The 25,007-nt window shown below is 62.5% G+C and carries 19 protein-coding genes and 1 tRNA gene; 6 read left to right on the forward strand and 14 right to left on the reverse strand.

The features are described 5' to 3' along the window. Positions 1 to 48: 48 nt before the first annotated feature. The 3 genes from YP76_RS06060 to YP76_RS06070 are packed head-to-tail and all read left to right on the forward strand — an operon-like array spanning position 49 to position 5,568. The gene (locus tag YP76_RS06060) at positions 49 to 777 is read left to right on the forward strand and encodes an ImuA family protein (RefSeq protein ID WP_046762732.1); all 729 of its coding nucleotides are present in this window, start codon (positions 49 to 51) and stop codon (positions 775 to 777) included. Next, on the forward strand, positions 701 to 2,242 hold the full coding sequence (locus YP76_RS06065) for a DUF6504 family protein (protein WP_084733058.1): 1,542 nt from the start codon (positions 701 to 703) through the stop codon (positions 2,240 to 2,242). The genes YP76_RS06060 and YP76_RS06065 overlap by 77 nt, the downstream gene beginning before the upstream one ends. Next, entirely contained in the window at positions 2,239 to 5,568 is a 3,330-nt protein-coding gene (locus tag YP76_RS06070; RefSeq protein ID WP_046762733.1) for an error-prone DNA polymerase, read from the forward strand. The genes YP76_RS06065 and YP76_RS06070 overlap by 4 nt, the downstream gene beginning before the upstream one ends. A 51-nt stretch (positions 5,569 to 5,619) precedes the next feature. Here the strand turns inward: YP76_RS06070 and YP76_RS26505 are convergent, their stop codons facing one another. Beyond that, the gene (locus YP76_RS26505) at positions 5,620 to 6,243 is read right to left on the reverse strand and encodes a hypothetical protein (protein WP_157035684.1); all 624 of its coding nucleotides are present in this window, start codon (positions 6,241 to 6,243) and stop codon (positions 5,620 to 5,622) included. 9 nt (positions 6,244 to 6,252) lie between these two features. After that, positions 6,253 to 6,927 (reverse strand): FRG domain-containing protein, encoded by a 675-nt coding sequence (locus YP76_RS26510; RefSeq protein ID WP_198147438.1) that lies wholly within the window; start codon positions 6,925 to 6,927, stop codon positions 6,253 to 6,255. Between the two features lie 601 nt (positions 6,928 to 7,528). On the opposite strand from YP76_RS26510, the gene YP76_RS06080 reads away from it, so the two are divergent. After that, positions 7,529 to 8,752, forward strand: coding sequence for a DUF7674 family protein (locus YP76_RS06080; protein WP_046762734.1), 1,224 nt, complete (start codon positions 7,529 to 7,531; stop codon positions 8,750 to 8,752). Between the two features lie 96 nt (positions 8,753 to 8,848). Here YP76_RS06080 and YP76_RS26515 read toward each other — a convergent pair whose 3' ends face one another. The 7 genes from YP76_RS26515 to folK form a co-directional block, all read right to left on the reverse strand. Then, positions 8,849 to 10,189, reverse strand: coding sequence for a hypothetical protein (locus YP76_RS26515; RefSeq protein ID WP_052757330.1), 1,341 nt, complete (start codon positions 10,187 to 10,189; stop codon positions 8,849 to 8,851). 125 nt (positions 10,190 to 10,314) lie between these two features. Beyond that, entirely contained in the window at positions 10,315 to 12,747 is a 2,433-nt protein-coding gene (locus YP76_RS06090) for an AAA family ATPase (protein WP_046762735.1), read from the reverse strand. Continuing rightward, the gene (locus YP76_RS06095; RefSeq protein WP_046762736.1) at positions 12,744 to 13,403 is read right to left on the reverse strand and encodes a hypothetical protein; all 660 of its coding nucleotides are present in this window, start codon (positions 13,401 to 13,403) and stop codon (positions 12,744 to 12,746) included. Before YP76_RS06095 ends, YP76_RS06090 begins: the two co-directional genes overlap by 4 nt. Then, positions 13,400 to 15,166 carry an SIR2 family protein gene (locus YP76_RS06100; protein ID WP_046762737.1) on the reverse strand — a complete coding sequence of 589 codons (1,767 nt, stop codon included), beginning with the start codon at positions 15,164 to 15,166 and terminating at the stop codon, positions 13,400 to 13,402. The genes YP76_RS06095 and YP76_RS06100 overlap by 4 nt, the downstream gene beginning before the upstream one ends. 525 nt (positions 15,167 to 15,691) lie before the next feature. Continuing rightward, positions 15,692 to 16,945 (reverse strand): tyrosine-type recombinase/integrase, encoded by a 1,254-nt coding sequence (locus YP76_RS06110; protein ID WP_046762739.1) that lies wholly within the window; start codon positions 16,943 to 16,945, stop codon positions 15,692 to 15,694. 208 nt (positions 16,946 to 17,153) lie between these two features. Then, a tRNA-Lys gene (locus YP76_RS06115) sits at positions 17,154 to 17,229 on the reverse strand. Between the two features lie 45 nt (positions 17,230 to 17,274). After that, entirely contained in the window at positions 17,275 to 17,787 is a 513-nt protein-coding gene (gene folK / locus YP76_RS06120; RefSeq protein ID WP_046763247.1) for a 2-amino-4-hydroxy-6-hydroxymethyldihydropteridine diphosphokinase, read from the reverse strand. Positions 17,788 to 17,810: 23 nt separating this feature from the next. Here folK and YP76_RS06125 point away from each other — a divergent pair, with 23 nt between their 5' ends. Further along, the gene (locus YP76_RS06125; protein WP_046762740.1) at positions 17,811 to 18,464 is read left to right on the forward strand and encodes a uracil-DNA glycosylase; all 654 of its coding nucleotides are present in this window, start codon (positions 17,811 to 17,813) and stop codon (positions 18,462 to 18,464) included. On the opposite strand, the gene YP76_RS06130 is transcribed toward YP76_RS06125, so the two are convergent. Genes YP76_RS06130 through YP76_RS06145 form a run of 4 tightly spaced genes read right to left on the reverse strand, consistent with a single transcriptional unit; the run spans position 18,454 to position 20,989 of the window. Beyond that, on the reverse strand, positions 18,454 to 18,744 hold the full coding sequence (locus YP76_RS06130) for a putative quinol monooxygenase (protein WP_046762741.1): 291 nt from the start codon (positions 18,742 to 18,744) through the stop codon (positions 18,454 to 18,456). The two genes, YP76_RS06125 and YP76_RS06130, sit on opposite strands and share 11 nt — an antisense overlap. A 48-nt stretch (positions 18,745 to 18,792) precedes the next feature. Next, on the reverse strand, positions 18,793 to 19,641 hold the full coding sequence (gene aguB / locus YP76_RS06135) for an N-carbamoylputrescine amidase (RefSeq protein WP_046762742.1): 849 nt from the start codon (positions 19,639 to 19,641) through the stop codon (positions 18,793 to 18,795). Between the two features lie 10 nt (positions 19,642 to 19,651). Beyond that, on the reverse strand, positions 19,652 to 19,996 hold the full coding sequence (locus YP76_RS06140; RefSeq protein ID WP_084733087.1) for a DUF3147 family protein: 345 nt from the start codon (positions 19,994 to 19,996) through the stop codon (positions 19,652 to 19,654). 9 nt (positions 19,997 to 20,005) lie between these two features. Then, complete coding sequence (locus tag YP76_RS06145; protein ID WP_046762744.1) at positions 20,006 to 20,989, reverse strand: agmatine deiminase family protein; 984 nt, start codon at positions 20,987 to 20,989, stop codon at positions 20,006 to 20,008. Between the two features lie 567 nt (positions 20,990 to 21,556). Between YP76_RS06145 and YP76_RS06150 the strand changes: the two genes are divergently transcribed. After that, on the forward strand, positions 21,557 to 22,780 hold the full coding sequence (locus YP76_RS06150; RefSeq protein ID WP_014082638.1) for an IS256-like element ISSpwi2 family transposase: 1,224 nt from the start codon (positions 21,557 to 21,559) through the stop codon (positions 22,778 to 22,780). Between the two features lie 516 nt (positions 22,781 to 23,296). Here YP76_RS06150 and YP76_RS06155 read toward each other — a convergent pair. Then, positions 23,297 to 24,952 carry a M28 family metallopeptidase gene (locus YP76_RS06155; RefSeq protein ID WP_046762745.1) on the reverse strand — a complete coding sequence of 552 codons (1,656 nt, stop codon included), beginning with the start codon at positions 24,950 to 24,952 and terminating at the stop codon, positions 23,297 to 23,299. Between the last annotated feature and the right edge of the window lie 55 nt (positions 24,953 to 25,007).

The following is a 25,007-nucleotide window of genomic DNA, read 5'->3' on the forward strand; positions in this document are numbered from 1 at the left end:
CGAACGAATAGGGAACGAATCCCCCACGAGCCGCGTATCCCGAGTCCCATGAACCAGTCCGCCGTCCTTGCCGATCTCCGTGAGCGCATCGCGCTGATCGAGGGCGCGTGCGCGCGGCATCCGGCCCTGCCGTTCGGGATCGAGGCCATCGACCGGCATCTGCCCGCCGGCGGGATCACCACCGGGGCGCTGCACGAGGTGGCGGGCAGTCCCGAGCTTGCAGACGATGCGGCCGCGACCGTCTTCCTGGCCGGCATCCTCGCGCGATGCGAGGGGCCGGTCTTCTGGTGCCTGCGCTGGCGCGACCTTTTCGCTCCTGCCCTCCATCTGGCCGGGCTCGATCCCGACAGGGTGATCTATGTCGAGGCTGGCAGCGACACGAACGTGCTCATCGCCATGGAGGAATGCCTGCGCCATGCGGGCCTCGGCGGCGTGGTCGGCGAGCTGAAGAAGACGACCCTCACCGCGTCCCGGCGCCTCCAGCTTGCTGCCGAGCAGTCGGGCGTTCCGGCATTCGTGTTCCGGCGCGCCGCGCCTATCGACGACGTCGCCAGCGGCACGGCGGCACTGACGCGGTGGCGCGTGACGGCGGCGCCCAGCGAGCAGCTCGGCATTCCCAGCCTCGGCCGTCCGCGCTGGCAGCTCGAACTCGAGCGCGCCCGCGGCGGCGATCCCCAACTCTGGACGGTGGAGGCCTGCGATGAGACGGGTCGCATCGGTCTTCTTCCCGACGTGGCCCACGGACCGCGTCAGGCGGAAGACCGGCACGCCGCCTGAGGGCGAGCCGCTTCCCCTCGTCACAGCGCTTCCCGAACATGGCCGCCGCGTGATCGCGGCCGTGGATGGCGCCGCGCGCCGCCTCGGCATCCTCCCCGGCATGACGGTGACGCGCGCCCGGTCGCTGGCACCCGAGATCGAGGTGGTGGACGCCGATCCCGATGGCGATCTGGAAGGCCTGCGCCGCCTCGCGCTCTGGGCCGGGCGGCTCTATTCGCCCGTGGTCGCGCCGGATCCGCCCGACGGAATCTGGATGGACATCACCGGCTGCGCCCATCTCTTCGAGGGCGAGGTGCCGCTGCTCAAGGACATCATGCGCCGCATCGCTGGCTCCGGCATGGCCTGTCAGGGCGCGATCGCCGACACGGCGGGCTGTGCCCATGCGGTCGCCCGCTTCGTGCCGTCCAGACGACCGAACATCGTGGAAGCCGGGCAGACCCGCAAGGCGATGTCGATCCTGCCCGTGGCCGCGCTCCGGATCGAACCGGGCGTCGCGGACGAGCTGCGCCGCATGGGGTTCGAGCGGATCGAGCAGCTGATCGCCGCCCCGCGCGCGCCGCTGGCCAAGCGCTTCGGCCGCCAGCTCTACAAGCGGCTGGATCAGGCGATGGGCCAAATCCCCGAGCCCATCGACCCAATCTTCCCTATCGACATGCCCCGCGTCCGGCGGGGGCTGCTGGAGCCCGTCGGCACGGCGGACGCGATCGCACAGGTGATCGGCGACCTGTCCGCCGACATCGCCGCAGTCATGACGAAGAGCGGCATCGGGGCGCGGCGGCTGGACCTCCACTTCGAGCGGGTCGACGGTCACCGGCCGGCCGTGCGTGTCGGCACGGCCAAGCCCACCCGCGATGTCCGGCACATGACGAAGCTGCTGTCGCAGAAGATCGAGACGGTCGATCCCGGCCTCGGCATCGAGGCGATGTCGCTGGTCGCCAGCCTCGTCCAGCCGATGGGCGCCACCCAGATCGGCACCACCCTCCAGAGCGATCGGCGCGGCCCCGATCTGCCGTCCATCGTCGACACGCTGGCCAACCGTTTCGGGGCTCGGGCGCTCTATCGCGCCATCCCGCGCGAGAGCGCCATGCCCGAGCGGGAGGTCGGAGTGACGCCTGCCATGTCGGCGCCCGCCACCATTGCGTGGGCCGACGATCTGCCCCGTCCTGCGCGGACGATCGAGCCGCCGGAGCGGGTCGACGTGATGGCCGCGCTTCCCGACAGCCCGCCGGCGATGTTCGTCTGGCGCGGCCGTCGCTACCGGATCACCCAGGCCGACGGGCCCGAGCGCCTGCATGGCGAATGGTGGCGTGAGGCGGGCCATGAGGCCGACACGCCGCTCGCCGTCCGGGACTATTTCCAGGTCGAGACCGAGAAGGGCGGACGCTACTGGCTGTTCCGGCTGGGCGACGGCGAGAATCCCGCTACCGGCCCGATGCGCTGGTTCATCCATGGCGCCTTCGCATGACCGACGACGATCCCCTCGACGGCGTGGGCTATGTCGAGCTGCAGGCGACCACGCACTTCTCCTTCCTGCGCGGCGCGTCCAGCCCGGAGGAGCTGTTCTCCGCCGCCGCCGTCCTCGGCCTGCCGGCGCTGGGCGTGGTCGACCGCAACAGCTTCGGCGGCGCGGTCCGCGCCTGGGATGCGCAGAAGGTCACGGGCGTGCGTGCGATCGTCGGCTGCCGGCTAGACTTGGTCTGCGGCACGTCGCTGCTCGTCTACCCCTCCGACCGTGAGGCCTATTCACGGCTGTGCCGGTTGCTCAGCATCGGCAAGGGCAACGCCGGCAAGGGTGCCTGCCATCTGCACTGGTCCGACGTGGCGGACTGGGCCGAGGGCGTCATCGGCATCCTCGTTCCGGACCGCGCCGACGCTGCGACGGAGGAGGCACTGGACAGGCTCGCCGCCATCTTTGCCGACCGGGCGTATATGGCGCTGTCCATCCGTCGGCGCCCCAGGGATGCGATCCGCCTGCGCGACCTGGCGACCATGGCGGCGAAGGCCAAGGTGCCGACCGTCGCGACCGGCGATGTGCTCTATCATTCCCCCGACCGACGGATGCTTCAGGACGTGGTGAGCTGCATCAGGGAAAAGTGCACGGTCGACACGCTGGGCCGGCGGCGCGAGCGCTTCGCCGACCGGCACATGAAGAGCGGAGAGGAGATGGAGCGGCTGTTCCGCCGTTATCTCGGCGACGTCGCACCGCTGCGGCGGAGCGTCGAGATCGCCCGGCGCTGCACCTTCGACCTTGGCCAGCTGACCTACACCTATCCCGACGAGATCGGGGAGAGTGGGCTGACGCCGCAGCAGGAGCTGGAGCGGCTGACCTGGGAGAAGGCGCCCGGCCGCTATCCCGATGGCGTGCCTGCCAACGTCCGCCAGCAGCTCGAGCATGAGCTGAAGCTGATCGGCGACCTCGCCTACGCCCCCTATTTCCTGACGGTCCACTCGATCGTCGCCTTCGCCCGGTCGAAGGACATCCTCTGCCAGGGGCGCGGGAGCGCGGCGAACAGCGCCGTCTGCTTCGTGCTGGGCATCACCTCCATCGATCCGGTGAAGTCAGAGCTGCTTTTCGAACGCTTCGTGTCGGCCGAACGGCGCGAGCCGCCCGACATCGACGTCGACTTCGAGCATGAGCGCCGAGAGGAGGTGATCCAGTGGATCTACGAGACCTATGGCCGTGAACGGTCGGCGCTGACCGCCGTCATCTCCCGCTTTCGCGCCCGCGGCGCCGTGCGCGAGGTCGGCAAGGCGTTGGGGCTGACCGAGGACGTCGTCGCCGGGCTGGCCAGCTCCGTGTGGGGCTGGAGCCGGGAGGGCGTGGAGGCCAGGCACGCTGAGGAACTGAACCTCGACACCGCCGATCGCCGGCTGGCGCTCACGCTCGAGCTGGCGAAGCAGCTGATCAACACGCCGCGCCACACCTCCCAGCATCCGGGCGGGTTCGTCCTGACCCTCGGAAGGCTGGATGAACTGGTCCCCATCGAGCCGGCGGCCATGGCCAACCGCCAGATAATCGAATGGGACAAGGATGACATTGACGCCCTCGGCTTCATGAAGGTCGACGTCCTTGGCCTCGGCATGCTCGGCTGCATGCGCCGTGCCTTCAATCTGTTGGAGGACGGCAAGGGCATCGCCATGGACCTGGCGTCCATCCCGCATGACGATCCCGCGACCTTTCGGATGATCCAGCGCGCCGACACGCTGGGCGTCTTCCAGATCGAATCCCGCGCCCAGATGGCGTCGCTGCCACTCCACAAGCCCACCGAATTCTACGATCTCGTCATCCAAGTGGCGATCGTGCGTCCCGGTCCGATCCAAGGCGATATGGTCCATCCCTATCGGCGGCGGAGGGCCGGGCTCGAGCCCGTCACCTATCCAACCGAGGAGCTGCGGCGCGTGCTGGAGAAGACGCTGGGCGTCCCGCTCTTCCAGGAGCAGGCGATGCGCGTAGCCATCGAATGCGCCGGCTTCACCCCGTCGGAGGCCGATCTGCTCCGCCGGGCGATGGCCACTTTCAAGCTCACTGGCGGCGTGTCGCACTTCCGGGACAAGCTGATAGACGGCATGATCGGGCGCGGGTACGAGCGCGAGTTCGCCGAGCAGACCTTCCGCCAGATCGAGGGCTTCGGCAGCTACGGCTTCCCCGAATCCCACGCCGCTTCCTTCGCCCTCATCGCTTATGCGTCCAGCTGGATGAAGTGCCACCACCCCGACGTGTTCTGCGCCGCCTTGCTGAACGCCCAGCCCATGGGCTTCTACGCCATCGCCCAGATCGTGCGGGACGCGCGCAACCACGGCATCGAGGTCCGCCCCATCGACGTGAACCACAGCCGATGGGACTGCACGCTCGAGCCGACCGGCGGCCGCTATCTCGCCGTCCGTATCGGGCTGCGCTACGCCCGCGAGCTCAGCAACCAGGACGGCGCCGCCATCGTCCTTGCCCGGGGCGACGAGCCCTTCACCTCGGTCGAGGAGATCCAGCGCCGCGCCGTCGTCAGCGGGCGTGCCCTCGACCGGATCGGCCATGCGCGCGGCTTCGGATCGCTGAACCTCACCCGCCGGTCAGGCCTGTGGGAGGTGAAGGGTCTGGGTGCCGAGGCTCTGCCGCTGTTCGCCGCCGCCGACGATCGGGCGGGCAAGCTGCGACCCGAGGCGATCGAGCCGGAGGTGGTGCTGGCCCAGATGGGAGAAGGTGAGGAGGTGGTGGAGGACTATCGCTCTGTCGGTCTGTCGCTGCGCGCCCACCCGCTCGCTTTTCTCCGCGACGAGCTGAACGCCCGCAAGATGGTGACCTGCGCCGCCCTCAAGGACATCCGCGACGGCCGATGGATCAACCTCGCCGGCCTGGTCCTGCTGCGGCAGAAGCCGGGATCGGCGAAGGGGACGATGTTCATCACGCTCGAGGACGAAACCGAGGTCGCCAACCTCATCGTCTGGCCCAAGCTGTTCGAGGCCAGCCGTCGCATCGTACTCGGCGCCAGCATGATGGGCGTGCGCGGCCAGGTCCAGAAGGAGGGCGAGGTCATCCACGTCATCGCCCAGCGCCTTGAGGACCTGTCGCCGATGCTGGCCAGCGTCGGCCGGCGTGAGGATGTGGCCAGCGTCTATCAGGTGGCGCGCGCCGATATCGTGCGCAGTCCCATGGCCCCCGATCCGCGTGATCGGGCGAACCGGCCGCTCGGGCGCGCGCCCCGCGACATGTTCGATCCGGACCTGCGCCTGGGGTCGGGCATTATACCCGGCCAGCCGACCGAAGGCATCAAGATCAAGACGCGGGATTTCAGATAGGCCATTTTTCGGAAATGCTTGCCTCCACACGGAAGGCCGTTTGGCGTTCCGTCATTCATCGAACTCGGCTGGCTCGGCGAGAAGATGCTCCACGATGTACAGCGAGGCCATATGCCGCTCGTGCGGCCAGTCGGTCCCACATGGGCAGTCGTCGTTATGTGGTTCGCGCCGCCAGATGCCGTCCTCGCCGACACGGTGGAACCAGCCGCGAGTTACACCGGCGGCATCGATCTCTTGGCCAGGATGGCTCACCATTAAAGCGCCCACATGAACGAGGTCCGATCCGACTAGGTCGAGAGCGAGGCCCTTCTGGTAGAAAAGGCCGCCAGCGTGCTGAGGAAACTTGACCAGCATGGGGACCTCGAAGATGGCACCCCCGTGCTTCTGCAACATAGCTAGAACATTGGGATAAATGCGAGGAAAACCGCGATCTGGCGACCCAAACATTGTGATTTCGGGGACCTGGACTCCAATCCCGCCGGAGAAACCATCGACCTCGTCGAAGAAATCCTCGACCTTTCCGCCGCGGTAGAACGCCACCGCCGGTGAGGCAATCTTGACGAAACTGTTGTCGTATTCGGGCAGTTCGATCCCGCGGCGGAAAGCCGGGATATCACCCACCGGATTGGCTATGCCTGGTATCGGAATCCATGGAAGACTGAGTAGGGCGTCCAAGATTGGGTCCTAGGTGGACGGAGGGAACACGCTATCGGTCGAGACGAGGCCGGCTTCGGCCGCGAATTCGCGGAAAATAGCGCAATCCGCTTCGATATGCACTAAGAAGCACTCGACCGGTAGTGGTGTATTCCGCAGCGGTCCGAGGAGGTGGGCACTCTGGACGCCGGCGCGCGTTCGCGCGCCCTCGATGGCGATCGCGGTTAGGTCGGTCAGGCCAACTTTCTCGCAAGCCGCCCGATCGAGCACATAGAGATGACCGACACCATCAGCGGCATTGTAGCTCGCCATTTTCTTGCGCAGAAACAAGGGGCGCTCGTCACAGTCCTCGCAGAGCTCCACGCTTGGTTCGTCCGAATACCGGTTCCCAGCGAACCATGCCGACACGGCAGGTTGGTCTGAACAGTCGAGGTAGAACGACCTAAATCCGTAGTGTTGCAGGATCGCTTGGCTCAGCGGCAGGTTGGAGTGCTCTCCTGTGAAAGCCCCGAGCACCTCGTCGGCATACCGGCTCCACCGCAGCATTTCTGAGGGGATGCAGCCATGACGATCAAACGATGTCGTCGCAGATGGGTGTTCGGGTGTCCCAAAATGTTCTGTCTGACCTCGGAATAGAACATTCTTGCCGAAGGCGGCGAGGCACTCCTTCAATTCGACGAGATTGTTCACCTTGATGTTTTGCAACGCCACCACCTTCTACCGCCGACACACCTGCCATTCGCCGGCTTGGATTAGCCTATCAGCCAAATGATCGGTCTCAAATTCATGCCTAGCAACAGTCAGTAAGTGGCCGATACCCCAGTTTCCTGTTTGGATACGAGATATGGAGATAGCTCCCATTTCCATCGGGTTGCCGTCCGACCAATGCCGGTCGTTCAATACGTCTGCGCTGAACGTCCGGTCCTATTGGCCGAACGTGGATGGCATCCTGCTGCCTGAATTCCAATCACCCGCGAAGGCTCCGGCGCTACAGGGCTATCGGCAAGTCGGTGTCGGTCCGGCTGTCGTCGCATTGGGGGCGCTCCCGCCGAATCTACCTTTCATTCCGCGCATTGCGCCCGGCCGGAAGCCATCGTTGGTTTTGGCAAACCTGTTGGAGCGACACCCATAGGGGCCACATCCCGCCGCCGGGGCGGGCATTCGCGGCAAGATCTGCGTACCGACCGAAGCGCGGCCGAGCCGGCCGCCTTTTTTATCTTGCTTTGCGCGAATGCTGTCCGATCTTGCGTAAAGGGAAACAGAATGCGGGGTCGGGGTGAACGGATCTGCTCATCGCAGCACTTTTGTGAAGGCAATCAAGGAAGCTGCCCCAGAACTGCGCGACCGCATCAATCGTCAGAAGCAGGACATCTATGCGGAGGTCGATGTCGTCCTGCTGCATCTGAGAACCTTGGTCCGCACGGGCGAAAAAGCGGATGCGGATCGCCTAATGGCGGTCATCGTCGATCAGTATCGTGAGGCGAATGAGCTGCTGAAGCACGCGCTCGATACTAAGCTCGTCGCCCCCCTCAAGGACCAGAAGACCGAAGGCTGGCCCGACTGGGCGGTCGAAACGCGCGCCGACGTGCTGGCGATGGCCGGAGAGAGCGGTCCCTACGAGCCCCTGTGGGAAGGCGATCTCAGTGACGATTGCACCGCCGAGCTTCACGGCTACATGCTTCGCGCGGAAAAGATGGACGACCGGCAGTGGTGGTGGGCCCTCTATGGTCCGGATGGCAACATATCGAGTAACGAAAAGCCGGGTAACTATACCACCGGAGGCCAGGCGCGTCGCGCGGCCGCCAACGAATTTCGCCGCGCGGTCGGGGCTCCGCGCGGAGAGCCGCAAGGCGCCAGCGACATGGTCGCTCTCGGCCTCGTCGACGGCGCGCTGCGTTTGTTCGCCTTTGCAGATGACGAGATCTACCGCTTCGCCGACGGCAACAACAATCCTCATCAGATTCTCAGTCGCATCGCCCATTTCGGGCGCTTCCTTAGCGGTGCGATCAACGAGTTCGAGGAGCTGATCAACAGTCCGCTGGCAAAGGAGCGCGATCTTCAACGCTTCTTCGAAACCTATCCCGATTTCCTGATCCGCGACGAGTACAAGGCTGCTCATCCCCATATGGTGCTCAGCACACCAGGTCATGGCGATCTGATACCCGACTTCGTGCTCGAACCCCACGACCAGGGAGGTTTTTGCGACCTGCTCGAGTTGAAGCGGCCGCAGCACAAGATCACATCCTACATGAAGAATCGGCCGGATTTCACCGCGACCGTCCATCGCGCCAAGGCACAGCTGCGCACCTACGAGGCTTATTTCGAAGAAGAGGGCAATCGCACGAGGATTGCGCAGCGCTATGGCCTTAATCTCTATCGTCCGCGGATGATTCTCGTTATCGGTCAAAAACAGCACATCGATCCGCGGATCTCCGCGCTCGAATACCGGCGCATGGAGATGGAAACGCCGCAGCTCGTCATCCGCACCTATGACCAACTGCTGGATCGAATGCGCTCTAGGAACCGCTAGGCGATCGCCGGTGTTAAGCGCATCCACGAACGACCGGTGTCAGCGTAACCGGACGTTCCCAATCGTGCCGCCAACGGCAGGATGTCGCGGATTTAGTCAGTTGGGTTGGGCATCATTCTCTAGTCTAGCAGACGGTTTTTGCACAAATAGCACCTCAGAATCGCTGCGAAGCCAACGACGCTCACCAAACATGTAACTGTGCATCTGCTCGACATCGACCTGTTGGAACGGACCGTAGGTATCCATCATCATCGCTCTGGACGACTCCAAACCCTCTCTCTGGCTGTCCGCGATCCAGGACAGCGATACGAACTCATACGCAACACGCGCGACCAACTGCTGAGAGATGCCAACCACGGCCCCGGCTTCGTGAACGCAATGAAGAGCATAATCGCTCGCTGGGTCGAACTCGATTTGCCAGCCGGGCGCGGTCATCTGCTTGCACAGCTCGTCCATACTAGCCGCGACGACGATAAAGATGTTTCCCTCTATAAAATCTAAGAGGTGCTGGGGTTCGTGGATGGTGAGGATGAAAGGCGTGTAGGGCGCCCATGCAAAGTCATTCTTGTCGCTGTTCAGGGTCCAGAAAACGCACCGTTCGTGAGCGAGTGGCTCAAAGATCGCTGCGTAGTCGGTCCGCCCTCCAGCCATTACCGCGTATGCCATGCCCGGCTCCGGACGAAAAATCGCAAAGCCTGTCTTTTTGGCTTCAGCGATGCACTCGTTCAGCGCTTCGACATTAGTGCGCTCAGGGAGGGTGACCGTTTGCCGCTTCGTCTCACCAGGCGCTCCTCGGTAGCCGACCGCACGATCAGTCTCCAAGAAGCTGCGCAGCTTTGCCATCTTCTCTGCCTGCCGCCTACCTCGACCACTTTGCTTCGGGCTGCTTTTCACCTCGATAGGCACGGGATCGGAAGAACCGAGCAGACAAACATCGCCATAGCGGATCGTGTTGGTGATGTCGGAAAGGACTGCAGGCACCCGATGTTCAAGGGCACTGAATAGGCATGTTAACTCGCCAGCCAATCCCTCTTTGCCACGGATCATCCCTGCATCGCGTTTTACGACGAAGCGGTCCGTGTCATAGTAGGCGTGCTTGATCGCGAACTTGTCCAGATAGAGGAACGCGAGCGCATCCCCACAGCATTTCCAGATGTAGATCTGCTTGGCGTACCGGTCGATAAACCCAGCTGTGCGCTTGATCTTTGTCCTGAGCGCCTTGCTGATTTCCTTCGATCCGCGACCTGTTTTCAACTGCCGGTACAGTTCCTTGTGCGCAGCGCGATGCTCATCCTGCTTCCGCTCTGCGCGAATAATCTCCTTCAATACGAGGAGATTTAGGGCTTTGACCGACGCAAAATCGTCTCTATCCGCTTCAATCGCACGGAGCAGCCGTACTATTTCAAAGAACGGCTTCCGTCGCCGACCCACCATCATTAGCTTTGTTCCGACCTAAGGATTGAAGGGCTAATCGCTATCTCAGACACCGCCGAATGGCGACCGTGGAGGGGGCAAAATGCCAGCGGAAATCTGGTGAGCATAGCTCTTGCAAGCCCTAGCGCTTAAGCTGCTGCCAGCAGTGCGGTTTCTTCCTTGAATGAATGGCGCTGGGAAATACAAACCGTGTCTCGCCGCGGCCCGCGCGATAATTCCAAAGTGAGCAAGCTGTCGTCGACAAACGCCGGGCTCAGCTCGAGCTTGAGATATTCGAAAAGCTGGCGGTCGTGCACTGCGATCATCACCTGCCGCCCATGCTCCTTGGACAAGGTCCGCAGCAGCGCCGCGAAATGCGCGATATGGACATCGTCCATCGACTGGACCGGATCATCGAGGATGAGCCAGGGAAGCTCCTTTGGTACGGACAGATGGAGCGCGATGAACAGAGTCAGCGCCGCCGTGTTTAGATTGCCGGCGCTGAGCATTGCGCCCGGCGTGCCGCCCGCATCGCCACCGTCGCGGTGTCGCGTGATCAGCTTCGGCTGCAGCTTCTGCGTAGAATCCTCAGGGATGCTAAAGGCAGGGACGAACGGCTCACCTGGGGCGAGTCGCACGAACAAATCGCGCCACACCTTGTTCAAGCGATCGTTGAACTCCCGCCGGATGATCGCCGAGCGGACCGTGTCGACGGCGTTGCGGATCCCGTTGCCCTGGTCGCGCAGCCCTTGAGCTGCCTCAAGCTGTTTCTCAAGGCGCTGCCACGCGGCGAAATCGACTTTACTGCGGGCGTCCTCTTCCTGCCGACGCTGGAGCAACGACCGTAAGGTCGCAATGAGGTCGCCACCGCGCCGGCGCTTCGCCAGCCTCATGTCCAGCCCTGAGGCCTTGTCACTCAACATAACGTCAAGCCGGGCGAAGCCTGCCTCGAACGTCTCGCCATCCGTTACCGGATCCGCCCCGATCGACAGTGCGAAGTCGCTCAGCGTCTGGCGTGCCGACTCCAACGCTACGTCGCGGGATCTTGTCTCGCTCACCGTCCGTCGCGCGGCTACATCGAGCGAGCGCAGCCGACTGCCTTCTGCCAAAACCTCGGTGAGACTGGTGACTTCCGAGGTCAGCGCCTCAACCGCCGCAAGCCGCCGATCCAAATCCGCCAGCGCTTCCTCGCCGAGTTGACGCGCACCGATCATTTCGATCTCCCGGTCGAGCCGTTCGATCGTCACCTGCACCTCGCCGCGCGTTCGCCCCAAGGTCAGCAACCGCTCCGCCGAAGCCGACAAGGTTCGAACCTTCACATGGACATGCTCACTCAGGGGGACCGCGCTCACTTGCCCGAAATCGCGATCGCATACCGGACAGGTTTCATCCGTGATGAACGCGGTGAGCTCTGCCAATGCCGATCCAAGACTGCCGGCGCTGCTCGACAAGCGACCGACTTCTTCGTCGATCGTGTCGCGCTGGCCAGCTGCAACGACCCGCTCATCCCGCGCCGTGGTCAGTCGCGAAAGATCAGCGCGCGCTTGATTTACCCGTTGCGAGAGCTGCTTTTGCTCGGTGCCAAGGCGTTTAAAGCTCGTCTGCGCCGCAACCTGGGGATCACTTTCCAGCGACAGGTCTGAAAACAGTCCTTGGACCCGGTCGCGGAAGGCGTTGATCCGATCGCCATGGTCATATTGCCAGTTCTGGAATTTCTCGCTCGCATTATTTGCATCTTCCGGCGCGGCAGGCGGCAGCGTCCCACTGCTGAGTTGCGCGGACTCAACCTCTCTACTCAGCGCGCCTAATCTGCGCCGCTGATCCGACAGATCAGCGAAGGCTCCGGTGTCGCCCTCGTCCTGTATGGCCGCCTCCGCCGCATCGAGGCTCGCTTCGCCCACCACGAGCTCGAGCGCTAAATCGGCGACGATCTGGCGGAGTTCGCTTAAGGCCGTGTCGATCTGCGTCTGAATGCCCTGACGCGCCCGACCATGATCTGCGATTAGCCGATCGAGCCGAGACTTCTCATTCTCGGCTTCGGGCCAACTATCTACATTCTTTCGAACGTTTCGCACATCAGCCAGTGGCTTGAGGCCAGCCTCGAGCGCGTCAAGACGATCGAGCCCGAGCAAATTACCCACGAACTGGGCCAACGGGGAACCAGCGTCACTTCCCGCTTCCTGGTAGATTTGAAGGAGCTGACCAAGCAACGCTTGCGGCAAAAAGGCGCGCTCTCTGAAGAAATTAGCCTTGGGTAGCTCCAGCGCCGCGGTGGACTGCACGCCGTCGAGTGTGAGCAACGATTTGTAGCTGTGCACCAACTCATCGCGCAACGTCTGGACCGCCACGCTTCCCTCGCTTGCGGACCGATGCAGCAGCTGCTTCACATAGGCCGGATCGGCGCGCTCCAGCGCTTGAACCCGGCCGGTTAGGGCTAGCTCGATCGCAGACAATAGGCTGGTCTTGCCGGCGCCATTCTCGCCATGGACCAGCACCACCTTCGCATCGAGCGGTGCATGAACCAGACCGCGAATGCTGCGGAAGTTGTTGACCTCCAAACTCTTGAGGAGAAGCTCGCTCATAGCGGATCGGCCCCGTTGTCCGGTGTCGTCTCTGGTGTCGGCTTAGGCTCCGGCTTGAATGCCTCGTTGATCACCTTGGCGACCGCTTCGGTGACCGCTTGTTCGCCGTTCGCCGACGCCGCGATAACCGCATCGACAAGAGCCTTTTCCGTCCCCTTGGGTAGCACCCGCTCCAACTGATCCATGGCGGGCTTACCGTCAGATGCGTCAGGAACCGCCGCTGGCAGTGTCAACGGCAGCAGCACCCTGATACGATCGTCCAACTGCTCGCTTGCCAGATCGCCATCCGGCTTCCCTTCTGCATCCAACACGATCCCCTCGACATGGAGGACCCGGCACGTCTCCGATAAACCGTCGATCCCCCCGGCGAGCACGGCGCCGACAAGGATCACGGTTACGACATAGCGAGAGCCAGTTACGTCGAGCGCCCGGCTCAAGGCATCGACGCGCTGCCGCACGCGCGCACCGTCGCGATCGCCAAAATCGCCGGTATTTGTATCCACGAACAGGATGAGATCGAGCGCACGCCCACCGCGCCCGCGCATCGCGCCGGTGAACGCGAAATCGACGCCAGCCATCTTGAAGGGGGTTGCGAGCTCGACATATCCAGCAAGCTGCAAACGATCCCGTACAGCCTGGACCAGCGGCACCGTCACAGCATCATCTCCGCGACAAACTCCCGTTGTAGCTCTGCGGCATCGGTGCAGCGCATGAGCAGGGCGCCAAGACTTACATGCGTGTTACTCAGAGATCCGGTCCGGCCTGGCGCCGTGCTGACACGCCGCGGGCTCACAGTTGGACCGGATAGGCCACCCATTTGCCTCCAGGCATCGTCGCCATGAATGACGACGGCATTGTCGTTCGCGAATGCGCCCTGGCTCTGTAATGTGATCGCTTCCGTCGCCGATTTGACGACAAAGACGGGGCGATCGATACCGCCTGCGTGCAGCGCACGCGCCGCCAGCGCGCCGCCTTCGAGGCTGGCGACCGTCGGTGCTTTCAACTCCCAAAGTCCGTCCATGCTGCCGTTCTGCAAGAGCGCCAACGCAATGCCGAATTTGCCAAGCCCCATGCCCAAGGCGTTGGGATCAGCCGCAATTAGATTGGGCGTGGAGCTACACAGTGCCTCATAGCACTCAGGGTTGGAGGGGAGGGCGCCATTCCGGAACAAGGCCAGCGCCCTAGACCAGAGGCTGATACCTCGATTGACGAAGGAGGTCCGACACTTCTCTCCCGCAGCAGGTACCGCCAATGCGGCGATATCGTGCTCAAGCGCGGTCAGCGCAGGTGTGAGCGCCGTAGCGATCGCGCCCTTGCCATATTGCGCCAGACTCAGGTCCATCAGCCGTCCAAGTTTGTCCGTCAGCAGCTTCAGCACGAGCGCGATCAATACCGTCTCTCCCCAGGCCCGCAATAGCGTGGCGTCCTGCGCAGCAGCCGGATTGTCATTATAGGCCTGACCGTAAGACAAGCGCAGCACGTCACGCTGTCCCTGCTGGATGCGATCCTCGCAAAAGATATGCGCCGGAGCGTCGGGCGCGCTCGGCCATGGCCAGGCGTGGGTTACCCTTGCCCTCGTGAAGAGCGTCTGGAGATTATTATCCTGGATGGAAAGACCCATAACCATTGTCTTGTGCGAAGTCGCGAGCGTGACCACCGCTTGGCACATCGCCGCGAATTCCGGCTCCTCTGGCCAGCCCTGAATCTGGGTGTGACTACCGGTCAGAAACCGCCGGAAGACAAGCGGCTCGCGTGTCGCGTGGACGATACAACCGTGAAATTTGAGTAGCCGCGCGCGACCAACCGGACCACGCAGCTGACCCGGATCGACCACCACCTGCAGATAGCCCGGCACGCCGCCACTCAAACGGTCAACCGCTGCCTCGATGAACCCGTCCCAATTGGCCGAGGCGATCGCCTGAACGGCGCCCTCCATGATCAGGATTGCCATGCAGAGATGTTCGGCAGCCGGGGGCTCAGGGTTGTCGAAGGCGGCTCTAATATCGATCGCGTCCCACAGGATGAAATCAGCCGGATGCCCGGCAATCGGAATCTCCAGGACGCGGGAGTATTTGTTCCATAGACGGTCGATAATCGCGTCGTGCTCGGGCCAAGTTGCAAGGGGCTTACTATATTGGGCCTTGACGCTCACCGCCGGCACCTCAGCCAGTCCAAGCGCTTCCTCAAACGCAGGCATAAACGCCGCCGCTCGAGCCGGATCGATGGCGCCCTCGCGCAGATAATCGAACGCGCTCTCGATCAAGTTGCCGAGGTTTGGCGCCCGGCGCGAAATCCCCGATCCAACCCACAGCGCGAACTCGCCATTCTCCACCGCGTTCGCAACCGCTTCAAACTCGGCTCCGAACTTTGTAAGGACCTCAGGCACGGTTATTTGACTGGCTGTCGGTACCAACGCCACGCGGCTTCATCTCCCCCTAGGCGGCGTGAGGTAGGCCGACCCGCACCCAACACTATTCGTTCTCGCAGCCTTGTCCAGCAAGATGACAATCGCTCCTCGATTGACTGAAAGTATGCGATACGTCGAATGCATACGGGGTTATAGCATGACCGGCCTTGGCGTAATCAGACGTTGAGAGGGGTGCCAATGACCGGCAGCAATGTCCTGCCTGCAGCCAATCATCGAGCCCCAGGTTGCCGCGTCCATGAGCGCTGCATGGATAATTTTCGTGCATTTAACAGGCGGACGGGTCACTCTGTTACATCAAAAGGTCGTGCGCGTCGTGGAAGATGCCTTCAATAAAAGGCAGGAGGAACGAACAGGGCTCAGGAAATGCATCGTTTCACCCGTCGGCAGAAAAGCTTGCCAGCGGCTATTGTTCGCTGGCAAGCCTGAAAACCGACATAGCTTCGTGGACGGTCATAAACTCGACCAGTCAGCAACCCTTTCTCTCGGGGGGAAGTGGTAACAGAGACTAGCGTGATGTTATGCCTCAAAGGCCGTGAGTTCATCGGGAATGAAGAGGGGCTCAGTCACGCCGACTTTTATCGCAATATCGACGATGAGACGTTCCCATCTGGCAAATCCATCCTTCTTTTCTTCGAAGAGATCATACCCGTCGTATATCTCCTCAAGGCCCTTTTTCTTATGGTTCAGCATAGCTTCGGCCGTCTCCACATCAATTTTTAGCCGCTTCGTGTTCGAACGCATTGTACGTCGCAGGTCGTGGAGGGTGAACCGGGGGATGGATCGTTCACCTATCTCACTCATTCGTTTGAGGACGCGCGCGATCACCTTATCCCAGCCCCATTTCATTGGTCTGTTCTCAAGGCGGTCAGAAGGGAAAAGCCAAGCCTCATTGGTCTGGGTCAAAGACAACGTCCAAGGAGCAAGCGGAATGCGGTGGGCGCAGGAATTTTTTGTGCGTTCAGGAGGTATAGTCCAGACCGTACCATCGATCTCGGCGCTAGGTGCCTCAACGACCTCCAGCTTCCTGCATCCAGTCAGAAGCATGAGAAGTAAGGCTCTGAGATAGAAACGTTCCTCCTGAGCGACAGCTCTGAGGAACAGCCCCAACTCATCATGGGATAGGAAACGCGATTTGGGCTTGGTCGGAAAATAGTAGGCGTCCAGCGTCACAGCCCTGTTTTCTGTCAGCCTGATACCTGCTTCCCAGCCCGACCTACCGGCACACCATTTCATAAACACCTTCAATTCGGCTGCCAGCCGGTTGGCTTGCACAGGCGCCGATTTGCCCTTTTTCAAGACCAACACCCACAGGTCGTCAGCGGTCAGTTCCTGCAGGATCCGCTGTCCAAGCGCGTCCTTGAGGAAGGCCGTCCAGATATACTCCTTTTCCTTGATGGTTCGGGGCTTCAACTTGCGGAGTGCTCCAGTTTTGACATGCGCGATGTAGAGGGCATGCGCGTCAGAGACCAACATATGGTTGGCCTTCTGAATGCGTTGCGCCTCGGCAGGATCGATACCCTGCTCAATGTTCGAATTAAGGCTAGTAGCCCATTCTCGAGCAGCCGCGATGCTATGAGCCGGATATGAGCCAAGCGTCGCTTTGTAGAAGGATGTCTTGCCAGGAATGCGGCGACGATATTTCCAGACCCGACTTACCCGAACGCGCCCGGCTCGGGCCTCGACATACAAGCCTGGAGTCCGCGGATCATTCAGAGTGCCAGAGAGAAGGGCTTCCACGATTGTAGGGGTGAGATTGTGCTTCTGTGTCATATGCCATCCGACAGATTCGGCGCGATGACAGGCTAAATTTCACGGGCACAATTCGGGCACAACAGGCGTCCATCCCTGTCATTCCATGTCCTGCGTAGTCCCGGATTCTTCCCATGTGGCAACGCCAGTCATCGCAACAGCAGCCGCCGAAGCGGCCCGAAAATCCCGGAAATGCTAGGGTTTGCGATCTTCTGAGAGGCGATGCTGTTGGTGAGCCCTGCTGGATTCGAACCAGCGACCTACTGATTAAAAGTCAGTTGCTCTACCGACTGAGCTAAGGGCCCTCATGTCCTGAGGTTCGCACGCACTAGTGGCGACGATGCGGCTGGTCAACCACCTGAACGCATTATTGGTGTCGCTTTTTGCAGGCGGCTCCGCAAATGCCGGACGCAGTGCCCGGAAACGGGATCGCGCCAGTCCGGCGCGATCCCGGCAAGCGGTGTCAGCACGAAGGCGCGCTCCCGGAAAGCGGGATGGGGGATATGCAGCGACCGGCTGTTCCAGCGCCCTCCGGACCAGAGGATGATGTCGATATCGACACTCCGCGCCCCCCATCGCCGGAACCGCCGCCGGCCCAATTGCCTTTCGATGTCCTGCAAGCGCCGCAGCATCGCATCCGGCGGCAAGATGCTCTCCAGCAACAGCGCGCCATTGGCGAAAACCCGCCGGGAAGGCCCCATGGGCGGCGTCGTCAGCAGGGGAGCGACCGCCCGGATGTTTCCCAAGGCGGCGATCCCGGCCACAGCCTCCCCCAGCAGCCGTGCAGGCGTGCGTCGTGCCGACAGCGGCCGGTTCGATCCCAGCGCAAGCGCATAAAGGTGACGAGTGCTTGTCTTCCCCATCATGCTGCGCCTATCGGGTCCTCATGACGCTGGAAAGCCCCATACCGCATACAGAGCCGCCCCATGATTGCCAGCTCTGCCCCCGCCTGGTCGCCCTGCGCGCGGAGTGCCGGGCCGAGCATCCCGGATGGTGGAATGCGCCGGTCCCGTCCTTTGGCGATCCGATGGGCAGGATCGCGATCGTCGGCCTCGCGCCCGGCAAGCAGGGCGCCAACCGCACCGGCCGCCCCTTTACTGGCGATTTCGCCGGCGACCTGCTGTTCGCCACGCTCGGCAAATTCGGCCTGACGGAAGGAACCTACGAGGCCCGGCCCGATGACGGCTTGACGCTGCGCGACATCATCATCGTCAATGCGGTCAAATGCCTGCCGCCGCAGAACAAGCCGCTGCCGGAGGAAATCCGCAATTGCCGGGCTTTCCTGAAACCGGCCGTTGCCGCCTTGCCCCACGCCCGCGTCTTCATCGCCCTGGGCCAGATCGCCCACCAGTCGGCGGTCAAGGCGCTGGGCGGCAAGCTGCCCAAGGCCCGCTTCGCCCATCTGGCCGAGCATCGCATGCCCGACGGGCGGATCGTGATCGATAGCTATCACTGCTCGCGCTACAACCAGAATAGCGGGCGATTGACGGCCGAGATGTTCGAGGCGGTCTTCGCCCGGGCGCTGGCGATCAGCGGATGAGATAGTCGAGATAGGCCCCGTCCGGCGGTCCGTCGAGCGCCGCCATCATCGGCGCGATCAGCCCCTTGTCCAGCATCGCGCCCGCCGCCTTGTGCGCGTCGACATCGGCCCATCGCTCGATGAGGACGAAGCGGCGTTCATTGCCTAGGTCCCGCAGCATCTCCACGCCTTCGCAGCCGGGCAGGGGGCGAACCGCATCGGCTATCGCGCGCAGGGCGGTTTCCAGCGTCGCGTCCATGCCTTCCTTCGCGTGCATGATATAGTGGCGGGCAACGGTCATCGTCTCTCTCCTGTCGTCGGATGTCCTGCTTATCAGATGTGCTGCCTGTCAGATATCTTGGGCGATCCGCGCATAAAGTTCCGGCCGCCGGTCGCGGAAGAAGCCCATGCCCGCGCGATGCGTCCTGGCCTGCTCCAGGTCCAGCGTGGCGACCAGCGCGCCATGGTCCTTCGCATCGGCCTCCGCGGCGAAATCGCCCCACTGGTCGGTAATGAAGCTGTGGCCGTAGAATTTCTGCCCGTCCTCCTCGCCGATCCGGTTCGCGGCGATTACCGGCATGCAGTTGCTGACGGCATGGCCGATCATCGCGCGGCGCCACATGCGGCTGGTGTCGAGGTCCGCATCATAGGGCTCGGAACCGATGGCCGTCGGATAGAACAGCATCTCCGCCCCCATCAGCGCCATCACCCGGGCGGTTTCGGGATACCATTGGTCCCAGCATATGCCGACGCCGATGGTGCCGAACTTCGTCGGCCACACCTTGAAGCCCGTATTGCCGGGCCGGAAATAATATTTCTCCTCATAGCCCGGCCCGTCGGGAATATGGCTCTTGCGATAGACGCCCATGATCTCGCCCTCATCGTCGATCATGGCGAGCGAGTTGTAATAATGATGCCCGTCGCGCTCGAAGAAGCTGGTCGGAATATAGACGCCTTCCGCCTTCGCCACCTTGCGCATTTCCTGCACGGCGGGATGCTCGTCGAGCGGCAGGGCGCCCGCGAACAGCGCCTCATCCTCGACCTTGCAGAAATAGGGGCCTTCGAACAGTTCGGGCGGCAGGACGATCTTCGCGCCCCGCGCGGCGGCTTTCACGACATGGCCCGCGACCATGGCGATATTGTCCGCCCGGTCGTCGGAAAAGGCGAGCTGGAGCGCGGCGACGGTAACTTTGGTCATCGATAACACCCTAAAGACGAATGCCCATCCGGGCGGCAATGGCAACGGTCAGGAGATAGAGCAGGATCGTCAGCACGCAACCCGCGATCAGCGCAGGACCAAAGCCAACGCCCCGCCGCAGCAGCATCGGGATCAACAGGAACATCGGCAGGGAGGGGATGACATAATAGAATGTCGCCTCGGCATGGCGGGCCATATTCTCCGCGTCGGGCCGGTCGTTCCACAGCCAGATCATCCCCAGCACCGAAATCAGCGGCAGCGACGCGATCAGCGCGCCCAGCCCCGGATAGCGCCGCGACACCACCGAGACGATGGCGATGATGATCCCGGAGATCAGCGCCCGCAGCGCCAGCATCGCGCTCATTCAGGCCGACGGCATCTGCTGGCTGCAACAATGGAAGCTGCCGCCACCCGACAGGATCGCATCGCTGCGCAATCCGACAATCTCCCGGCCGGGGAAGAAGGGTTTGAACGCATCCAGAGCTGCCTGATCATTGGGCTGGCCATAGATGGGCACGATGACGGCGGCATTGCCGATAGTGAAATTCATGTAGCTCGCCGGAATGATTTCTCCGTCCACGACCACGCGGCCGGGGGAGGGGATCGCCGCCACCTCGACCCCGAAGGCCTTGGCCCGCGCCCGCGCATCGGCATAGATCGCCGCATTGGGATCGTCGTCGGTGCTCGCTTCAGGCAAAGCCAGCACGCCCGGCGCCACGAAGCGCGCCAGATTGTCGACATGGCCGTCCGTATGGTCGTTCAGCAGCCCATCGCCCAGCCACAGCATGTCGGAAAGCCCCAGCGATCCGGCGAGCAATGTTTCGATCTTCCCCCGGTCCAGTTCGGGGTTGCGGTTGGGATGGAGCAGGCATTGCTCGGTCGTCACGAACAGCCCGGTGCCGTCGGTATCGACCGCTCCCCCTTCGAACACCCAATGCTGGGTGGAAGTCGGCAGCCCCGTCATCGCCGCCAGCCGCGCCCCGATATCCTCGTCGCCCGGCATCTGATATTTGCCGCCCCAGCCATTGAAGCCGAAATCCACCAGCGCCCGCTCCGCGCCCCGCTTCACCGCGATCGGCGCCGTGTCGCGCAGCCAGACATCGCCCAGCTTCTGGACGACGATGGAGACGCCCGGCGCCACCAGCCCGCGCGCGACCTCCGCATCGCTCTCTTGGGCGCACACCAGCCGCACGTCCTCGCCCTTGCCCCCGGCATGGAGCGCACTGGCGAAATCCGCGATCTGCCGCCGGGCCTCGTCGAACGCGCCGGGCCACTCATCGGGATTGGTGGGAAAGCCGATCCAGGTCCAGTCATGCGGCGCCCATTCGGCTGGCATACGGAAAGTCATGGGCTTGGCTCCTGTTTGCGGGGTATCCACCGCGCCCTCTACAGGATCGCGCTACGCATTCCAGAGGCATTATGAGGAATGGCTGATTTGGGTGGATTGCGGACTGGCCGCTTATGTGTCGATAATGCAACCTACCATAGTGAAGTAGGGGGCATTCATGAGCGTGGCTGTTGGATTGCTCGTTGCGGCTTTGGCCACCAACCCTGACAGATGGATAGACGACTATGGCCGTGCCAGCGCCAAGGCAGTAGTCGGGGAGTGTCTTACAGAGGCACGCCGCGCACTCTCTGATCCCCTGGGCTGTGTGCGCCGCGCATTAGATATCTGTGAAAATGAGCATGGAACCTATCAGAGAGCGATGAACGATTGTGCGACATTTTCCCGTTTGGCGTGGGAAGCTCGGCGCGCGACAGTTGCAAAGCAACTTATGGCCGCGCAACAGGTTTCTGCGAACTTTCATTCGCCAGACCGGCTCATTGCTCTGTTAGCTGAGAGTGAAAAGCACTGGGGGGACTGTCAGGATTTCCGTGTGCGGGCGGGCATAATGGGTAAAAAGGGAGTCCCACTATGTCTCGACGCAAAGAGCCTGCCATACCGAATGAGCTTCTCGATCAGCTTTTGGCGGGCGGCGCTGCCAGTGCCGCCTTCGAGCAGGGCGGTCTGCTCGATTCGCTGAAGAAGGCGCTGACAGAGCGTGCCCTGAATGCGGAGATGGATCACCACCTCGCTGGCGAAGACGGCGCCGGCAACATGCGCAACGGCTACGGTCGGAAGACGGTAATGACCGACACCGGCAAGTTGGCGATCGACGTACCGCGCGATCGCCAGTCGAGCTTCGACCCGCAGTTGATCGCCAAGTATCAACGCCGCTTTCCCGGCTTCGACGACAAGATCGTGTCGATGTACGCGCGCGGCATGAGCACCCGCGAGATCACCAGGCACCTGCACGATCTTTACGGCATCGACGTCTCACCCGATTTGATCAGCACGGTGACCGACGCCGTGCTCGATGAGGTCGCCACTTGGCAGCAGCGGCCGCTCGATCCGGTTTACCCACTGGTCTTCTTCGACGCGATCCGGGTCAAGATCCGCGACGAGGGCATGGTGCGCAACAAGGCGATCCACATTGCGCTGGGCGTCCGCGCCGACGGCGCAAAGGAGGTGCTCGGCCTGTGGCTCGAGCAGAATGAGGGTGCCAAGTTCTGGCTTCGGGTGATGAACGAGCTTCGCAACCGTGGCGTCGAAGACATCCTGCTGGCCGTCGTTGACGGCCTGAAGGGCTTTCCCGATGCGATCACCGCAGTGTTCCCCGATGCGATCGTCCAGACCTGCATCGTTCACCTGCTGCGCAACTCGATGGACTTCGTCTCCTGGAAGGACCGCAAGAACCTCGCCAGCGCGCTTAAGGAGATTTACCGTGCCACCGACGCGGATGCCGCCGAAAAGGCGCTGACGGCATTTGAGGCTGGCCCTTGGGGGCAGCGCTATCCCGCCATCGGCCAGAGCTGGCGGCGCGCCTGGGGCGAGGTGATCCCGTTTTTTGCGTTCCCCGACGAGGTCCGCCGGATCATCTACACCACGAACGCGATCGAAGCTTTGAACTCGAAGCTCAGGCGGGCTGTCAGGGCCAGGGGACACTTCCCCAGCGACGAGGCCGCCACCAAGCTGCTCTATCTGATCTTGAATCGGTCGGAGAAAGAGTGGAAGATGCCACCACGTGAGTGGACCATGGCGAAGGCGCAATTTGCCGTGATCTTCGGCGAACGTTTCATCAGAGCCATGGCGGCCTGATGATCAACCGCCCGCCCGCACACGGAAATCCTGACACTCCCGCACTGGGATGCTTGGAATAGCACTGACTGTGAAATGCAGGCAGCGTTAAGCGAGGGTGGCACTTTCCACCGCTTCGCTCGCGATATGTGCCTATCGGACCACGCGGCCTACCGCACCCTCGAACTTGAAGCACTGGCCGAAGACTGGGGAAAGATTTTCACTGTCGATGGTCTATGACTTGGCTTTTGTGAACGCCTGAAACTTGTCGCCTTAAGACCCTCCACCGATAGGATCATCAACGGGAACCTGGCGCTCATGATGCGTGTCAAATTGGCAACAAGTGGTTCAAAAAGCATCCTATTTCTCCAACGAGGCGGAATTCTGCCTGTCCTATTCCGCGCCGCCCGACCTATCTCCGCATCGCTCTTTGAAACGTCCGGCCAATCGCGCCCTCACGCACATGCGCGCGCAGCCACGCGCGCGCATACAGTGTGAACTTCGGGGCGTGTTTCCCCAAAAAATGCCCGAAAACCGTTACTTCCCCGCCCGGCTCTTGTCACGGATAGCCCGGAACTCGTCGCCCGGCATCCAATTGGGCCAGTCGGTCGTGTTGGCCAGCGCCCGCCCGACATCATAGTAAAGCTTGAGGTCGGCCTTCACGCCGCTCCAGTCCCATTTGGGATCATATTCGTCCTTGGGGCCGTGATAGCGATGCTCCTCATAATCCTTGGCCGCCTTGGCGCCCGCAGCCGGGCCTCCCTTCACCAGATCCTGCCCACCCTCGAAATAGAGCATCGGCACGCCATGCTTGGCGAAGCTGAAATGGTCGGAGCGGTAATAGAAGCCCTTTTCCGGTGTGGGCTCCAGACTGGCGACCCGCTTCTGCGCGGCCAGCGCCTTGTCCAGATAAGCGTCGAGCTGCGACTTGCCCTTGCCGATCACGACGACATTCTTCGCTACCCCCGCCATGCTGAGCGCGTCCATATTGACGCCGCCCACCGTCTGTCCCAGCGGGAAGACCGGATGATTGCCATAATAGGCCGACCCCAGCAGCCCCGATTCCTCCGCCGTCACCGCCAGGAAGACCTGGCTGCGATCGGTTGGCCCGGCCTTCATGTTCGCCTCCGCCAGGGCCACCAGCGCCGCCGTTCCGGTGGCATTGTCGATGGCGCCATTGCAGATGTCATCCCCGTCCGGTGCCGCCTTGCAATGGCCCAGATGGTCCCAATGCGCGGCGTAGAGCACATATTCGTCAGGTCGCGTCTTGCCGGGCAGCAGCGCCACGACATTCTTCGAACTATGCTTGCGAACGGCATTGTCGAAGGAGACGCTGGCCTTCACGCCCTTGAGCGGCATCGCCTTGAATCCGCGCTTCTTCGCCGCCGCCATCAGCGTGTCGAGGTTCAGCCCCGCGCTCGCCATCAGCGCCGCCGCCTTGTCCTTCTGCATCCAGCCGATCGCGGCGGACTGATCGGCATTGCCATTGGCACTGTCCGCGACATGCTGCGCCCCGGTCCAGCTCGACTGCACGACATTCCAGCCATAGGCGGCGGGCACCGTGTCATGCACGATGATCGCCGCCGTCGCGCCCTGCCGCGCCGCTTCCTCGAACTTGTAGGTCCAGCGGCCATAATAGGTCATTGCCCGTCCGCTGAACGGTCCGCGCAGCGTCGGGTTCTGATAGTCGGGATCGTTCACCAGGATGACGACCGTCTTGCCCTTCACATTGACGCCGGCATAATCGTTCCACTTCTTCTCCGGCGCGTTGATGCCATAGCCGACGAAGACCACGGGGCTATCCTTGATCTCGATATGCGACTGGCCGGTGCGATAGGTGGCGATGACCATTTCCGGCCCATAATCCGCGGAAACCACTGTCTTTCCGCCGCTGAAACGGAGCGGCGACACATTCTTCGCATCGATCTCGACCAGCGGCACGTCCTGGAACCAGCTTCCCTTGTTGCCGGGCTTCAGCCCCAGCGCCTCGAACCGCCGGACCAGATAGGAGAGCGTCTTTTCCTCACCCACGGTTCCCGGCGCCCGCCCTTCATAGGCGTCGGAGGAGATTTCCTTCACCACCTCCTTCATCGTGTCGATCGAAGGGCCATCGGCGGATGACGCGGCGGAGGCGGACAGGGCGCAGGACAGCGTGACGAGTGGCAGCGTGATCTGGGTGAAGGACAAGCGCATCGGGGGAACCTCGACAGGGGGACCGGTGCGATGATGACACCCCGCGACGGGCCCG

It is taken from the genome of Sphingobium chungbukense (assembly GCF_001005725.1).
Taxonomy (GTDB): domain Bacteria; phylum Pseudomonadota; class Alphaproteobacteria; order Sphingomonadales; family Sphingomonadaceae; genus Sphingobium; species Sphingobium chungbukense.